This window comes from Streptomyces sp. NPDC059852 (assembly GCF_042731455.1).
GTDB lineage: Bacteria > Actinomycetota > Actinomycetes > Streptomycetales > Streptomycetaceae > Streptomyces.
This window is the reverse complement of sequence record NZ_JBHWJK010000004.1, coordinates 38,458-52,246: the sequence shown is the minus strand read 5'-3', so window position 1 is coordinate 52,246 and position 13,789 is coordinate 38,458. Positions and strand designations below refer to the sequence as shown.

Genomic DNA, 13,789 nt, shown 5'->3' with positions numbered 1-13,789 from the left:
GATCCGAGGGGTGAGCACCCGACCTGACACAGCGGTGATGGGTCCCACCTCCCGGTCTCCAGGGCCGGGGCTCTCCCGGCTGGACGGCACACCCTACCGCAACGCTCCGGGGCGTTCCGGGGGTTTCCGGCGGGGCTGGGGGCCGGGTCCCGATGCCGCGTCCCGGTGAGTACCGGCCGTCCGCCGTCACCTCCCGCGCTCACCGTCCGCGGTCACCGCCCGTGAGCGGCCGGCCTCCCGCGCGCGGGTCCTGCGCCGGGACGTCGTACGGTGGTACGCGCACCTGCCGATCCCGTTAGACCAGCGGGCCGTCGTCCGCGGCGGCCTGGAGGCCCCACCCCATGCACGTCACCCGAGGCTTCACCGGACGCCCGCGCGTCCCGAACGCCGCCCTGCCGCCGGGCCAGTACGACGCCGGGGACGACTGGCCCGTCCTGTCCGCGGAGGTCACCCCCGAGCTGACGCCCGAGGAGTGGACGTTCCGCGTCGACGGCCTCGTGGAGCGGCCGCGGACCTGGACCTGGGAGCAGGCGCACGCCCTGCCCGCCTCGGCCTACGAGGGCGACATCCACTGTGTGACGAGCTGGTCCAAGTTCGGCGTGCGGTTCGGCGGTGTCTCGCTGGACGCCTTCCTGGATGTGGTCCGGCCCCATGGGTCCGCCACCCATGTGGTCGCCTACGCGCACACCGGGTACACCACCAGCCTCCCGCTCGCCGATGTGACCGGTGGACGGGCCTGGATCGCCTGGGAGTACGACGGGCGGCCGCTCGCGCCCGAGCACGGCGGGCCGGCGCGGCTGATCGTGCCCCATCTGTACTTCTGGAAGAGCGCGAAGTGGATCGCCGGGCTGCGCCTCCTCGACCACGACGAGCCGGGCTTCTGGGAGAGCAACGGCTACCACCCGCGCGGCAACCCCTGGGAGGAGCAGCGGTACTCCGGTGACTGAGACCCTCGGGACGACCCCGTCCTTCACTCCCCCGACCCGTTTCGCCGTGCCCGGCCGCATCGCCGTGGAGGACCGGGCGGCGTCCGAGTGGCAGACCGCGACGATCACCGAGGTCCGCCGTGAGACGCCGCGGGTGGCGACGTTCCGGCTGGCCGTGCCCGCCTGGCCGGGGCATCTGCCGGGCCAGCATCTGATGGTGCGACTCCGCGCGCGGGACGGCTATGTGGCGCAGCGCCACTACTCGATCGCGTCGGCACCCGACGACTCCGGCCACATCGAGCTGACGCTGGACCATGTGGACGGCGGCGAGGTGTCCGGCTGGTTCCACACGGTGGCCGAGCCGGGCGACACGGTCGAGGTGCGCGGCCCGGTCAGCGGCTTCTTCGCGTGGCCGGGCGACCGCCCCGCGCTGCTGCTCGGTGCGGGCTCCGGCGTCGTCCCGCTGATGTCGATGGTGCGGCACCGTCGCGCGCGTGGCTCGGTCGTGCCGCTGCGGCTCCTGGTGTCGGCCCGCAGCCCCGAGGAGCTGATCTACGCGTCGGAGTACGGCTCCGAGACGACGGCGGTGTTCACCCGCAGCGCGCCGGCCGGTGTGCCCGTGGGACGTATGTCCGCCGCACATGTGGCGCCGCTCCTGGCCGAGCGGCCTCCCGGTGGGTGGGAGGCCTATGTGTGCGGCTCCAACGGGTTCGCCGAGCACGCGTCGCGGCTGCTGGTGGCCGCGGGGCAGCCGGTCGACCGCATCCGGATCGAGCGCTTCGGCTGACCCGGGAACAGGGGCCTGTGTTCGGGGTACCTGGACGGCATGCGAAGCCGGGTGCGTGGCTGGCGTCTGCGGCACAACGAGCTGCGGCGCCGATCGGATGTCGTCGAGACGTGGACCCTGCTCGGGGTGGGCCTCCTGCTGTTCGTGGTCGCCCCCCTGGTGGGGGTGGTCGCGGGCTGGTGGGCGCACGGGGACGCCCAGGCCGCGGCGGAGAAGCAGCGGGCGGAGCGCCGGCAGGTGCGGGGGATGGTCGTCCGCACGGTCTCGGGCGCGCTGCACACCCCGCAGACCGGGCGGCAGCCGTCGGCGAAGGTGACGGTCCGCTGGTCGGAGCCGGGGGCGGGTCCCCGGACGACGACCGTGCGCGTCCCCACGGGCACGCGGCCCGGTGAGACGGTCCATGTGTGGCTGGACTCCGCCGACCGGGGTGTGCGCCCGCCGCCGGACGACGCCGCGGTCCGGCAGCACGCGGTGACGATGGGCGTGTGCGCGACGGGCGCCACGGCCGCCGTCGTCGTCCTGGGTCACGGCCTGGTGCGGCAGACGGCGATGCGCCGCCGGCTGGCCGAGTGGGACCGGGCGTGGGCCGCCACCGAACCGGCGTGGACGGGCCGCAACGTCTGAGCCGGGCCCGCCGCGTCCGGAGACACAGCCCCTGGTCAGCGCGCCGATCTTCGACGTAGCGTGCGGTGTCCGGGCTCTCTCTTCGCACAAGGTGGTCCCATGGCCCTGTTCGACCTCCCGCTCGACGAACTGCGCGCCCACCGCAGCGCGTCCGCCGAGCCCGAGGACTTCGACTCCTTCTGGTCCAGGACGCTGGACGAGGCGCGCGAGCACGATCTGGACGTCCGCTACGAGTGGGTCGACACCGGCCTGACCACGGTGCGGGTGTACGACGTGACGTTCGCCGGGTTCGGCGGGCACCCCGTCAAGGGCTGGCTGCGGCTGCCCGCCGGGGCGACCGAACCGCTGCCGCTGATCGTGGAGTTCGTCGGGTACGGCGGTGGACGCGGGCTGCCGCACGAGAACCTGCTGTGGGCCTCCACGGGCCGGGCGCACTTCACGATGGACACCCGCGGGCAGGGCAGCACCTGGGGCGGGGGCGGTGACACCCCGGATCCGGTGGGCGCCGGCCCCGCGTTCCCCGGCCATATGACGCGGGGTGTCGACGCGCCCGAGAACTACTACTACCGCCGGGTGTTCACCGACGCGGTCCGTGCCGTCGAGGCGGCCCGCGCCCACCCGCTCGCCGACGCCGCCCGGACGGTCGTGACGGGCGAGAGCCAGGGCGGCGGCATCGCGATCGCGGTCGGCGGGCTGGTGCCCGACCTCACGGCGGTGGCGCCGGACGTGCCGTTCCTGTGCGACTTCCCGCGCGCGACGACGCTGACGGACCGTCACCCCTACCGCGAGATCGGCCTGTTCCTCAAGACGCACCGGGGACGCACCGCCGACGTCCTGCGCACCCTGTCGTACTTCGACGGCGTGCACTTCGCCGCGCGCAGCCGGGCACCCGCCCTGTTCTCGGCGGCGCTGGAGGACCAGACCTGCCCGCCGTCCACGGTTTTCGCCGCGTTCAACGCCTGGGCGCACGACGAGAAGGCCATCGAGGTCTACGAGTTCAACGACCACGAGGGGGGTGGCCCGTACCACGAGGCGGTCAAACTGGACTGGCTGCGCTCCCGCGTCTGACGGGCTCCCGTCACGGCACCGTACCGAGCCCCTTCCGCACAGTCCGACCAGTCGGTATGTTCAGGTCGGGGTCACACCGGCGTGGCCCCGGCTCTCCGGTTACCGACGAGGGGTGGGCGGCTCATGACGGATCTTCCGGCGCGGGTGCACGGACACTGCGATCCACGGTTCGAGGCGGTGCGCACGGCGTTCGAGGCGAACTTCCGGGAGCGGGGCGAGCTGGGGGCCGCCGTCGCCGTCACGGTCGGTGGAGAGACGGTCGTGGACCTGTGGGGCGGCTGGGCGGACGGGGCGCGCAGCAGGCCCTGGGAGCGCGACACGCTGGTCAACGTCTGGTCGACGACCAAGGGCCCGACGGCACTGTGCGCGCACATCCTCGCCGACCGGGGACTGCTCGACCTGGACGCGCCGGTGGCCTTCTCCTGGCCGGAGTTCGCGGCGGCGGGCAAGGAGGAGGTCCTCGTCCGGCATCTGCTGGCGCACCGGGCCGGCCTGTCCGGCCTGCGCGAGCCGCACACGCTCCAGGACCTGTACGACTGGGAACTGACGACCCGGCGGCTCGCGGCGACGGAGCCGTGGTGGGCGCCGGGGACCCGGTCCGGGTACCACGCGCTCACGTACGGCTTCCTGGTCGGGGAGGTCGTACGGCGGGTGTCGGGGCTGCGGCCCGCCGCGTTCCTGGAGCGTGAGGTGACCGGGCCGCTCGGCGTCGACTTCACGATCGGGCTGCCGGAGAAGGAGTCCGGCCGGGCGGCCGAGCTGGTCCAGCCCCCGGCCGGCGCGTCGGGCGAACGCCCCGCCGCGCTCGCCGCGTTGCCGCCCGCGGCGCTGGCCGCGCTGGCCAATCCGGCGGTGGGCGCGGACCAGGCGAACACCCCCGCGTGGCGGGCGGCCGAGATCCCCGCCGCGAACGGGCACGGCACCGCGCGGGCGGTCGCCGCCCTGTACGGGATCTTCGCGGGCGGCGGTTCGTACGGCGGCCGGAGGATCCTGTCCCCCGAGGCGGTCGAGCGGGTGCGGGAGGGACAGGGAAGGTGCCGCGACCTGGTCCTGGGTGCCGGGCTGGGCCATGAGACGGAGATCGGGCTCGGGTTGTGGCTCAGTGGCCCGAACGGCTCGTACGGGCCGAACCCGCGGGCTTTCGGACACGACGGCTTCGGCGGATCCTGTGGTCTGGCCGACCCGGAGGCGGGAGTGTCGCTGGGGTACGTGATGAACCGGATGGGGCCGCATATCGCCGACGATCCCCGCAAGATGTCCCTGGTCGACGCCGTGTACGCCTCACTCTGAGTCAGCGGGCGAGCACGCGGTTTCAGCCGAAGTGGAGGCCCACCCTTCCCTTCTGGTTTAGACCAATGCTTGGATCTGGTGACGCAAGGAGCCCGCACGGCTACGACACGTCACCGATCAGGAGGCGCGGCATGGTCCGCACCACCCCGCACGAACGCCCCCTCACCACCACGCAGCCGCTGTACTGGCGGATCGCCACCCAGTTGCTGGGCGAGCTGCGCGACGGCACCATCCCGCCCGGTGAACGGCTGCCGGGGGAACGCCGATTGGCAGGGCATTTCGGAGTCAGCAGGGAGACCGTACGGCAGGCGCTGGAGGTGCTGCGCCGAAGCGGTCTGGTCGCCACCGACCGGCGCGGCAGCCACGCCAGCCTGCCGGGGCTGCCGGTCGAGGCACCGGCGTCGGTGGCGTTCCCGATCGGGGCCCGGGCCGCGGGTCCCGGTGCCGTGGACCGGTCCATGGTGCTCTGGGAGCCGCCCTCTTTGGAGCACGCCGAGGCGCTGGGGCTCGACCGGCACCGGCCGACGCTGGTGCACCGGTACGAGTCCGCCGGCGCCGGCGGACGGGCCCCGCGGACGGCGGTGACGACGTTCTCGGCGGTGGCGCTCGCGGAGGTCGTGGAGCTGGCCCGCTACCGGGACCGCGCGGAGGGCTCCGGCGCGGCCCAGCTGCGCCGCGCCTACGACTGGATGCGCAGGGCGGGCCTGACACTGCATCACCGGGACGCCATCACCCGGCTGCCGGGCGGCTCGTCGGTCCGGGTCACCCGGCGGTCGCACGACCAGTACGGGCGCCCGCTGGAGATCACCGACCTGGTGATGGAGGCCCACCAGGACGCCCTGGTCTACGAGTTCACGGTCCCGGCGGCGGGCTGAGGGCGTACGACCCTCGACTGACGGCCCAGGGCGAGCAGTCGGCCGTCGGCGGCCCAGACAACGCTGTCGTCGACGGCCCAGCCGCCGCCCGCGTGTTCGGTGCGGATCCTCACCAGCGCCCAGCCGTCGGGGGCGCCCTCGTCGAGGGCGTCGGTGAGGTGGACGGTGAGTTCGGCGGTGGGTACGGGACGCGGGGCGTCCCAGACGGCGTACAGCGCGGGCGGCAGGACGTCGGTGAGGGTGACGACCGCGGCCGCGTCGAGCGGCCGCCCGTCCAGGAAGCGGATCCACGCGGTGAGTTCGGCCCGTTCACCACCCACGAGCGGGCGGTCCGGGGTGGCGGGACGTATCTCCAACTGCTGCGAGAACGGGGACAGGTCGGCCGGGAGACGCAGCAGGGGGGAGTCGCCGGGGCCGGGCACACGGGGCGCCGGGTGCGCCTCGTGCGGTACACCGCCCGGGCGCCGGGCGCCGAAGAGCGCGGACCCGAGGACGACCGGGACGCCGTTCTGGTGGCCGGTGAACACACACGTCGCCGTGCGGCGGCCCGGCGTGGCCGGGGCGGTGCCGGAGAAGTGCAGCGGACTGCCGTCCACGGGCGCGAGGTAGTGGGTGGTCAGCGTGCGGACCGGGTGCGCTCCGCCGGCGAAGCGGTCGCGGACGGCGGTCAGCGCGAGGGCGGCGACATGGCCGCCGTGCGCCCCCTCCCAGGAATACCAGGCAGGGTCGACGCGGGTCTCGGTGTCGGTCGTGGTGCTCACCCGCCCACGATAACCATGTGAGTTTGAAAAACAAACCCTCTCGCGGCGTCCGGTTCGGAAATCCAACTCACCCGATCGGGCGCCGCGCACTCACTCGGGCAGCCGGCGCCCCACCACCATCCGCACCCTGGGGCTGCCGTCCCCCCGCGCCCCGAACTCGGGCAGCGGCTGCCAGGTCACCTCGAACCCCGCGTCTTCGAGACCCCTGCGCACCTGCGCCAGCCGGAAGGTCCGGTAGTACATGACGAACGGCGGCCGCCGCACGGCGTTGCGCACCCGCATCACCGCGTCGAACCCGAGCAGCGCCCAGTAGGCGGGGGACGTGGGGCGCGGCGGCGCCACGACCGGGAACGCGAAGCGGCCGCCCGGTCGCAGGACGGAGTGGACCTGGCCGAAGAGACCGGGCAGTTCACCCGGCAGGAAGTGCCCGAACGCCCCGAAGCTCACCACCAGGTCGAAGGCGGCCGTGAACGGCAGGGCCCGGGCGTCCGCGCGGACCCAGCGCACCCGCGGCCCGGCACCCGCGTTCCGGACGGCCTCGCCCCGCTCCCGGGCGACCTCGAGCATGCCCGCGCTGAAGTCGACGCCGGTGACGCTGCTGCGGCACAGCTCGCCGAGGACGCCCAGTCCCGCGCCCGTGCCGCAGCACAGGTCCAGGCCGTCGTCGTAGGGGCCGCCGCGCGCGAGGGCCGTGGTGACGGCGGTCAGCACGGAGTCCGGGGTGCGGAAGGGCGTGTGGTCGAACTTGGGGGCGAGCAGGTCGTAGCCGTGCTCGACCGACGACAGGGCCTGGGCGGTGAGTTCGCGCAGGCTGGGTCCCTCAGGACTGAACATCGCCGTCACCCCGCCGCGACACGTCGTCCGAGGACCGCCAGGACCCGGTCGCACCAGCGCAGGTTCTCCTCCTCGAAGGAGATGCCGGCCAGCAGCGTCAGATAGGGCCCGATGCGCTCCGCCTCCGCCAGGTACGCCTCCTCGGTGCGCCCGTCCAGGAGCCGTTCACGGACGCGTTCGTAGCGGTCGAGCTTGCCGCGTGCCCAGCTCCGCCGCTCCTCGACCAGGGCGCGGGCGGTCCCGGGATCGTCCATGGCCTGCACCTTGATCAGAAGCTCGTCGCGGATGGCGGTGGGCCGCCGGGGCGGCTCCGCGGCGAAGGCGCTCAGTTCCTCGCGGCCGGCGGTGGTGAGGGTGAACAGCCGCTTGTTGGGCCGCCGTTCCTGCTGTACGAACCGGGCCTCGACGAGGCCGTCCTGGGCGAGGCGTTCCAGTTCCCGGTAGAGCTGCTGCGGGGTCGCGGGCCAGAAGTTCGCGAACGAGATGTCGAAGAGCTTGGACAGCTCGTAGCCGGAGGCCTCGCCCTCCAGCAGGGCGGCGAGCACGGCGTACTTGAGGGACATGTGGACACCGTAACAGCAGGTGATTATTGTCTTTCGCACCTACTCAACTAGTTGACTATGAGGTGATCCGGATGCACGCGTTCCGTGCGGCGGTCGAGGCGGGCGACACCGACGCCATCGAGGCCCTGCTGGCGGAGGACGTCGTCTTCACCAGCCCGGTGGTGTTCAAGCCCTACACCGGCAAGGCGATCACGGCGGCGATCCTGCGCGGTGTGGTCCGGGTCTTCGAGGACTTCCGGTACGTCCGCGAGATCCACGACGAGGGCGGCCGTGACCATGCGCTGGTCTTCACCGCGCGGGTCGGCGACAAACAGATCACCGGGTGCGACTTCCTGTCGGTGGACGAGGACGGGCTGATCGACGACTTCATGGTCATGGTCCGCCCGCTGTCCGGGGCCCAGGCGCTGGCCGAGGCCATGGGCGCCCAGTTCGACCGGATCCTGGCGGACGCCGAGGCGCGGTCCGCGTAGGGCTTCACCAGCCGGCCCCCCAGGGCCTGCGTGGACGGCGGCTCCGCGAGCCGCCGTCCTCTCGTTTCTCGGGGCTCCTCGCCACGCGCCGCATCCGCGTGCTACCGTCGAGACGGCATCTGTGCACGCCCCGTCGTGGGCGCCGGTGCCTGTCTTTCTCCCGAGTTCGCCGGTCGGCGTATCGGCGGCTCTCCTCCTCCACCTCAGGTGACCAGCGGTTCGCACCCGTTCGGTGAGGTGCTGTTCCCCGCCGCACCCGAAGGCCCGTATCGCGCCTTCCCGTCTCCGCGGCATCCCTCCCCCTCCGCATGACTTCTGCCGTCCTTCCGAAAGGACCCCCCACGATGACCACCACACTCGAACACCCCGCGGCCGCACCACAGCGGACCGCCCTCCACGCCGTCACCGGCGTGCTCGACGTCGACGCGAGCGGGAAGGGACATCTGCGGGCCACGAGCCTGCTCCCCTCGCCCGCCGACCCGCAGGTCTCCCCCGCGCTGATCCGCCGGTACGGCCTGCGCAAGGGCGACCTCGTCGACGGTGAACGCGGCGAACGCCGCACCCTCACGGACGTCGTCCGCGTCAACGGACGCGTCCCCGGCGGCGACCGGCCCCGCTTCGCCGACCTCACCCCGCTGCATCCCCGCGAGCGCATCCGCCTGGAGCACCCGGCGTCCGGCCCGGCCGGGCGGATCGCCGACCTGATGGCCCCCGTCGGCAAGGGGCAGCGCGGGCTGATCGTGGCCCCGCCCAAGACGGGCAAGACCGTGCTGCTCCAGCAGATCGCGGCGGCCGTCGCCGGCAACCACCCGGAGTGCCGGCTGATGGTCGTCCTCCTCGACGAACGTCCCGAGGAGGTCACCGACATGCGGCGCTCCGTGCGCGGCGAGGTGTACGCCTCGACCTTCGACCGGGCGCCCAGGCAGCACATCGCGCTGGCCGATCTGGTCATCGAGCGGGCCAAGCGGCTCGTGGAGGCCGGTGAGGACGTCGTCGTGCTGTTCGACTCGCTGACCCGGCTGTGCCGGGCGCACAACAACGCGGCCGCGTCCGGTGGGCGCACTCTGAGCGGTGGCGTCGACGCGGCCGCGCTGCAGGGGCCGAAGCGGTTCTTCGGCGCCGCGCGGCTCGCCGAGGAGGGCGGCTCGCTCACCATCCTCGCCACGGCCCTCGTGGAGACCGGGTCCCGGGCCGACGACTTCTTCTTCGAGGAGCTCAAGAGCACCGGCAACATGGAGCTGCGGCTCAGCCGGGAGCTCGCCTCCCGCCGGGTCTTCCCGGCCGTCGAGATCGACCCGTCCGGCACCCGCCGCGAGGAACTGCTGCTCACCCCCGCCGAGTTGACCGCGGTACGCGGCCTGCGCCGGGCCCTGCGCGGCAGGGACGGCCACAGCGGCACCGAGACCCTGCTGGAGCGGATGCGGGAGACCCCGGACAACGCCACCTTCCTGCGGCGCGTCCAGCCGACACTGCCGGGCGGCTGACACACCGGCGGATATCGCCCGTCCGGGTGCCGAAGCGGCCGGCCCGGCCCGGGCAGCGCCCCGTGGAGGCCTCCCGTTCTTACGTTGGCAGTATGAAGATCGGATTTACCGCCCGGGCACTCGTCTCCGCCTGCGCCCTCGGCGCGGCCGGTCTGCTGGCGCTGGCGCCCGCCTCCGCGTCCGCGCTCACCGGGCACGACCCCGACCCGCCGCGCGGACCCCGCGCGACCCCGCCACCCGCGCTGCTGTACCGGTCCGGCACCCAGGTGCGGCCGCACGCGGACGCGCCGAAGCTGCCCCGGCTCTCCGCGCGCTCGTGGCTGGTGGCCGACGCCGGCTCCGGTGAGGTCCTCGCCGCCCACGAGGCACACCGTCCGCTGCCGCCGGCCAGCACCCTCAAGACCCTGTTCGCCCTCACGGTGCTGCCCACGCTGCCCGCCGGTGTCCCGCACACCGTGCGCCCCGAGGAGCTCGCGGGCATCGGTCCCGGAAGCAGCCTGGTCGGGGTCGCGGAGGGCCGTACGTACCGCATCGCCGACCTGTGGCGTGGGGTGTTCCTCAGCTCGGGCAACGACGCCGTCCACGTGCTGGCCTCGCTCAACGGCGGCTGGCGGGAGACGGCGGCGCGGATGCAGGAGAAGGCGCGGGCCCTGGGCGCCCTCGACACCCGGGTGCTGTCGCCGGACGGCTATGACACACCCGGCCAGGTGTCGTCGGCGTACGACCTGGCGGTGTTCGGCCGGGCGGGGCTGCGCAACGCCGACTTCGCGCGGTACTGCGGCACGGCGGAGGCCCTGTTCCCCGGCGACGGCGGCCGCTCGTACGGGATCCGCAACACCAACCGGCTGCTGACCGGGGCGGACGGGGTGGCCCGCTATCCCGACGCGATCGGCGTCAAGAACGGCTACACCACCGAGGCGGGCAACACCCTGATCGCCGCCGCCCACCGGGGCGGGCGCACCCTCGTGGTGACGGTCCTCAACCCCCGGGCGAGCGGCGGGCACCCCGTGTACGAGGAGGCGGCCGCGCTGCTGGACTGGGGGTTCGGCGCGGCCGGCCACGTCGAACCGGTCGGGTCGCTCGACGGCCGCCGCTCCCGCCCCGGGCCGGGGCCCAGCGCGGCGCCGGTGGCGGCCGCCCGGGCGCCCGGGAAGGAGCCTGCGGGCTGGGCGGAGGCGTGTGCGGTCGCCGGCGCGGCCGGGGTGGGGGCGGGTGCCGTGTCACTGGTGACGCGGGGCCGGACCGAGTGACCTCAGGGGTGTCAGAAGACCGACACGCCGGTGAGCGTGGTGAACCGGTCGAGGGCAGCCACGCCGGCCACCGAGTTGCCGTGCTCGTCCAGTCCGGGGCTCCACACGCACAGGGTGCAGCGGCCGGGGACGACGGCGATGATGCCGCCGCCCACTCCGCTCTTGCCGGGCAGGCCCACCCGGTAGGCGAAGTCGCCCGCGGCGTCGTACGTGCCGCAGGTCAGCATGATCGCGTTGATCTGCTTGGCCTGGCTGCAGCTGAGCAGCCGGGAGCCGTCGGCGCGGACGCCGTGCCGGGCCAGGAACAGGGTCGCCAGCGCGAGGTCCGCGCAGGACGCCGTGATCGAGCACTGCCGGAAGTACGCGTCCAGCAGGACCGGCACCGGGTTGTCGATGTTGCCGTAGGACGCCATCAGGTGGGCCAGGGCGGCGTTGCGGTCGCCGTGCGCGGTCTCGGAGGCGGCCACGTCGTGGTCGAAGCCGAGGCTCGCGTCGCCGCTCTCGGCGCGCAGGAAGGACAGCAGTTCGCCCGCCGCGTCGCCGGTCCTGGTGTGGAGGCGGTCGGTGACGACGAGGGCGCCGGCGTTGATGAACGGGTTGCGCGGGATGCCGTTCTCGTACTCCAGCTGCACCAGCGAGTTGAAGGGGTTGCCGGACGGCTCGCGGCCCACGTGCTCCCACAGCGCGTCGCCCTCGCGGGCCAGGTCCAGGGCGAGGGTGAACACCTTGGTGATGGACTGCGTGGAGAACGGCTCGCGCCAGTCCCCCACGCCGTACACCGTGCCGTCGAGCTCGGCGACCGCCATGCCGAAGCTGCGGGGGTCGCGGGCCGCGAGCGCCGGGATGTAGTCGGCGGGCCGGCCCCGGCCGGGGGTCCGCTCGATCTCCTCGGCGATGCGCTCCAGGACCGGCTGGAAGGTCAGGGACGACGTCGACGCTGCCATGATCGCATCATGCCCTTCCGGGGGGTCCCCCGCGTGTCCCGGGGCCGGGTCCGGCCGTCAGACCGAGGCCGGGACCGGCGTGGGCTCCAGCGCGGGGACGGGCCGCACCCGGCCGACCTCGCGGCCGCCGCCCAGCAGGGCCCCGCCCCGGAACTCGGTGAGCGACGCGGGGTCCACACCGGCCCACGCGAGCGCCGCCGCGGCGACCGGGACGCGCGCCCGGTCCGCCCCGTCGGCGATCTTCACGGCGACGGCCCGCCCGTCCGGGAGGGCGGCGACCTGCACGCCCTCGAACCCGTCCTTGGCGAGGAGCCCGGGCACCGCCCGCATGAGCGCGGCGACGTCCCGGCCCGAGCCGGACGCCATCTCGGCGTGGGTGCGCATGGCGTCCGCGACTCGCGCCTCGGGAGTGCCGGGCGCGGCCGTGGTGATCCGGGCGGCGGCACGCGCCAGGCCGTGCAGCGACACGGAGAACAGGGGCGCCCCGCACCCGTCGACGCTCACCCGCGCGACGCGCTGCCCGGTGAGGTCCTCGACGATCTCGGCGATGGCCTGCTGGAGCGGGTGGGCGGGGTCGAGGTAGTCGTCCAGGGACCAGCCGTTGAGCCGGCAGGTGTACAGCATGGCCGCGTGCTTGCCGGAGCAGTTCTGGGCGAGCCGGGACGGCGGACGGCCCTCGCGCACCCAGGTGTCCCGTACGACCGGGTCGTACGGCAGGTCCGGGACGTTGCGCAGGTCGTCCTCGGTGAGTCCGGCCAGTTCGAGGATGCGCCGGGTGCCCGCGAGGTGCCGTTCCTCGCCGGAGTGGCTGGCCGCGGCGAGCGACAGCAGCTCTCCGTCGAGCGGGAGCCCGGCGCGCACCATGGCGACGGCCTGGACGGGCTTGATCGCCGAGCGCGGGTAGAAGGCGGCCTCGATGTCGCCGAGCTGGAACCGTACGGCGCCGTCGGGGCCGAGGACGACGACGGAGCCGTGGTGGGTGCCCTCGATGACGCCGCTGCGTACGAGGTGGGCGACGGGGGCGTGGAGGGGGGCGCGGACAAGGGGTGCGTCCGCCATGGTGCTGGTGTTCATCACTGCCTGGGGGTCGTGGGTCGGTGAGGGGTGTCCGGCCGTCGCGGGGGTCACGCGCCGGGCCTGGGGTTCGGGGCCCGGTGCCCGGCGGCAGGGGTGGCGCCGTCGGGGCGCCCGCGGCGCACGATGTCGGTGAGGGTGGTCCCGACGCGGTCGAGGTGGTGGGTCATGGCCTCGGTGGCGTCGGCTTCGCTGCCGTCGGTCAGGGCGCGGAGGATCGAGCGGTGCTCGCGGTCGGACTGCTCGCGGCGGCCGCCCAGCTCGTTGAGGAAGGCCGACTGGCGGGCCAGCGCGTCGCGGATCTCCTCGATGACCCGGCGGAAGACCGGGTTCTGGGCGGCCTCGGCGACGCCGAGGTGGAAGAGGGTGTCCATCGCGACCCACGCGGTGGTGTCCGTCTCCCCCTCCATCCGGTCCAGCAGGTGCGCGAGGTGGTCGAGGTTCTCCGGGGTGCGGCGCCGCGCCGCGTACCCGGCGACCGGGATCTCCACGTGCCGGCGCACCTCCATCAGGTCGCCCGCCGTGTAGTCGCCGAACACGGGCTCCTCGACGCCGGCGGCGACGACGAAGGTGCCCTTGCCGGTCTTGGAGACGGTCAGCCCCATCGTCTGCAGGGCGCGCAGGGCCTCCCGCAGCACGGGCCGGCTGATCTCCAGGGTGCGGCACAGCTCCGCCTCGGAGGGCAGCTTGTCGCCCACGGCGTAGTCGCCGCGCTCGATGGCGTCGCGCAGGTGCGCCAGCACGGCTTCCATGGCGCTGACCCGGCGCGGCGGCTGTCCGGCTGTCCGGCTGTCTGACAGGTTCACGAACCGATGGTCCGTTCGAGTGACGGTTCCTGT

The 13,789-nt window shown here is 74.0% G+C and carries 15 protein-coding genes; 9 read left to right on the top strand and 6 right to left on the bottom strand.

Annotated features, from left to right (window positions below; all coding sequences use genetic code 11):
- Positions 1 to 341 precede the first annotated feature (341 nt).
- From ACFV46_RS06480 to ACFV46_RS06455, 6 genes are all read left to right on the top strand, one after another.
- On the top strand, positions 342 to 947 hold the full coding sequence (locus tag ACFV46_RS06480) for a sulfite oxidase-like oxidoreductase (protein ID WP_376725990.1): 606 nt from the start codon (positions 342 to 344) through the stop codon (positions 945 to 947).
- The gene (locus tag ACFV46_RS06475; protein ID WP_385497209.1) at positions 940 to 1,713 is read left to right on the top strand and encodes a ferredoxin reductase; all 774 of its coding nucleotides are present in this window, start codon (positions 940 to 942) and stop codon (positions 1,711 to 1,713) included. Before ACFV46_RS06480 ends, ACFV46_RS06475 begins: the two co-directional genes overlap by 8 nt.
- Before the next feature lie 39 nt (positions 1,714 to 1,752).
- On the top strand, positions 1,753 to 2,337 hold the full coding sequence (locus tag ACFV46_RS06470; RefSeq protein WP_385497208.1) for a hypothetical protein: 585 nt from the start codon (positions 1,753 to 1,755) through the stop codon (positions 2,335 to 2,337).
- Positions 2,338 to 2,436: 99 nt separating this feature from the next.
- Positions 2,437 to 3,405, top strand: a complete 969-nt coding sequence (locus ACFV46_RS06465; RefSeq protein WP_385497207.1) for an acetylxylan esterase — start codon at positions 2,437 to 2,439, stop codon at positions 3,403 to 3,405.
- Positions 3,406 to 3,528: 123 nt separating this feature from the next.
- The gene (locus ACFV46_RS06460) at positions 3,529 to 4,695 is read left to right on the top strand and encodes a serine hydrolase domain-containing protein (RefSeq protein ID WP_385497206.1); all 1,167 of its coding nucleotides are present in this window, start codon (positions 3,529 to 3,531) and stop codon (positions 4,693 to 4,695) included.
- Positions 4,696 to 4,826: 131 nt separating this feature from the next.
- Positions 4,827 to 5,570: a GntR family transcriptional regulator gene (locus ACFV46_RS06455; RefSeq protein ID WP_385497205.1), complete on the top strand. Its 744-nt coding sequence runs from the start codon at positions 4,827 to 4,829 to the stop codon at positions 5,568 to 5,570.
- Here ACFV46_RS06455 and ACFV46_RS06450 read toward each other — a convergent pair.
- The 3 genes from ACFV46_RS06450 to ACFV46_RS06440 all read right to left on the bottom strand — a co-directional run bounded on the left by ACFV46_RS06450 (position 5,540) and on the right by ACFV46_RS06440 (position 7,728).
- Entirely contained in the window at positions 5,540 to 6,331 is a 792-nt protein-coding gene (locus ACFV46_RS06450) for a thioesterase family protein (RefSeq protein WP_376725984.1), read from the bottom strand. The genes ACFV46_RS06455 and ACFV46_RS06450 overlap by 31 nt on opposite strands.
- A 90-nt stretch (positions 6,332 to 6,421) precedes the next feature.
- Positions 6,422 to 7,165, bottom strand: coding sequence for a class I SAM-dependent methyltransferase (locus ACFV46_RS06445; RefSeq protein ID WP_385497204.1), 744 nt, complete (start codon positions 7,163 to 7,165; stop codon positions 6,422 to 6,424).
- A 5-nt stretch (positions 7,166 to 7,170) separates the two neighbouring features.
- On the bottom strand, positions 7,171 to 7,728 hold the full coding sequence (locus ACFV46_RS06440; protein WP_361928858.1) for a PadR family transcriptional regulator: 558 nt from the start codon (positions 7,726 to 7,728) through the stop codon (positions 7,171 to 7,173).
- A gap of 71 nt (positions 7,729 to 7,799) precedes the next feature.
- Here ACFV46_RS06440 and ACFV46_RS06435 point away from each other — a divergent pair, with 71 nt between their 5' ends.
- From ACFV46_RS06435 to ACFV46_RS06425, 3 genes are all read left to right on the top strand, one after another.
- Positions 7,800 to 8,198, top strand: a complete 399-nt coding sequence (locus ACFV46_RS06435) for a nuclear transport factor 2 family protein (protein WP_361928860.1) — start codon at positions 7,800 to 7,802, stop codon at positions 8,196 to 8,198.
- A gap of 344 nt (positions 8,199 to 8,542) precedes the next feature.
- Entirely contained in the window at positions 8,543 to 9,682 is a 1,140-nt protein-coding gene (gene rho / locus ACFV46_RS06430; RefSeq protein WP_385497203.1) for a transcription termination factor Rho, read from the top strand.
- 92 nt (positions 9,683 to 9,774) lie between these two features.
- Positions 9,775 to 10,932 (top strand): D-alanyl-D-alanine carboxypeptidase family protein, encoded by a 1,158-nt coding sequence (locus ACFV46_RS06425; RefSeq protein ID WP_385497202.1) that lies wholly within the window; start codon positions 9,775 to 9,777, stop codon positions 10,930 to 10,932.
- Between the two features lie 11 nt (positions 10,933 to 10,943).
- On the opposite strand, the gene ACFV46_RS06420 is transcribed toward ACFV46_RS06425, so the two are convergent.
- From ACFV46_RS06420 to ACFV46_RS06410, 3 genes are read right to left on the bottom strand one after another with little or no spacing between them, the layout of a single operon-like run.
- On the bottom strand, positions 10,944 to 11,876 hold the full coding sequence (locus ACFV46_RS06420) for a glutaminase (RefSeq protein ID WP_385497201.1): 933 nt from the start codon (positions 11,874 to 11,876) through the stop codon (positions 10,944 to 10,946).
- 57 nt (positions 11,877 to 11,933) lie between these two features.
- Entirely contained in the window at positions 11,934 to 12,950 is a 1,017-nt protein-coding gene (locus tag ACFV46_RS06415) for an asparaginase (protein WP_361928869.1), read from the bottom strand.
- 50 nt (positions 12,951 to 13,000) lie between these two features.
- Positions 13,001 to 13,756: a FadR/GntR family transcriptional regulator gene (locus ACFV46_RS06410; RefSeq protein WP_385497200.1), complete on the bottom strand. Its 756-nt coding sequence runs from the start codon at positions 13,754 to 13,756 to the stop codon at positions 13,001 to 13,003.
- Positions 13,757 to 13,789: the final 33 nt, after the last annotated feature.